Genomic DNA, 642 nt, shown 5'->3' with positions numbered 1-642 from the left:
ACATGGCCGTCGCCAGCAAGCGCAGCACGAGCAAGCGTGCGGCCAAGTCCAGCGGCGTGAAAAAGCGTGCAGGAACGAAATAGCGGCATCGGTAAAGCGTGTTGGACAGTGCATGCTGCACTCAGCGATGTGCGGAACATGCCCGTGTCTTGTAGGCATGCTGCCGGGTCTGAGGCAGTGCCGGCTAAGCTGTGGCGCGGTGGCGTTTGCTGTCGCCCCGGCATCGGTCCGAGCAGTACTTCACCTCGTCCCACACACGCTCCCACTTCTTGCGCCAACGAAACGGCCGCCCACATTGCGCGCACACCTTCTCCGGTAGATCCTGTTTTTTGCGCGCTGCCATAGGCTGGGAGGACCGGGCATGTGTCGGTGAAGCGGGTGCAAGCAAGTCATAGCGATGTCCAATGCAAAACGCCGTCTCAGACTTCATGCAGGCTACTGCTGGAGCACAGCGGTACATGGCGTTGGGAGGAAGGCGCCGCGTCTTGGTATGGTTTGCAGGGAGGGGGTTGGCGGGAGGGGGTTGGCGGCCGCCGGCGGCGCGCGGCGGGCGCCCGCCGGCTCTCCCTCCCGCTCCACCCGCCGCGAAACCCTGCTCAACGGCGACTTCATCGCACTCGGCGACCCGGCGCTGCCGTGGCA

Annotated in this window: 1 protein-coding gene and 1 pseudogene; one reads left to right on the top strand and one right to left on the bottom strand. The window is 65.0% G+C overall.

All coding sequences use genetic code 11. The features are described from left to right. Positions 1 to 184: 184 nt before the first annotated feature. Complete coding sequence (locus CSC70_RS13980; RefSeq protein WP_005916138.1) at positions 185 to 343, bottom strand: DUF2256 domain-containing protein; 159 nt, start codon at positions 341 to 343, stop codon at positions 185 to 187. 180 nt (positions 344 to 523) lie between these two features. Between CSC70_RS13980 and CSC70_RS14765 the strand changes: the two are divergent. Further along, a pseudogene (locus CSC70_RS14765) lies at positions 524 to 642 on the top strand (3'(2'),5'-bisphosphate nucleotidase CysQ); the annotation flags it as partial.

It is taken from the genome of Pseudoxanthomonas kalamensis DSM 18571, from assembly GCF_010211745.1.
Taxonomy (GTDB): Bacteria; Pseudomonadota; Gammaproteobacteria; order Xanthomonadales; family Xanthomonadaceae; genus Pseudoxanthomonas_A; species Pseudoxanthomonas_A kalamensis.
The sequence above is the reverse complement of the archived record's forward strand: the minus strand, read 5'-3'. Positions and strand labels throughout refer to the sequence as shown.

Coding starts and splice junctions, on each gene's coding strand:
- CSC70_RS13980 (WP_005916138.1), bottom strand. CDS start 343: ATGGCAGCGCGCAAAAAACAGGATCTACCGGAGAAGGTGTGCGCGCAA.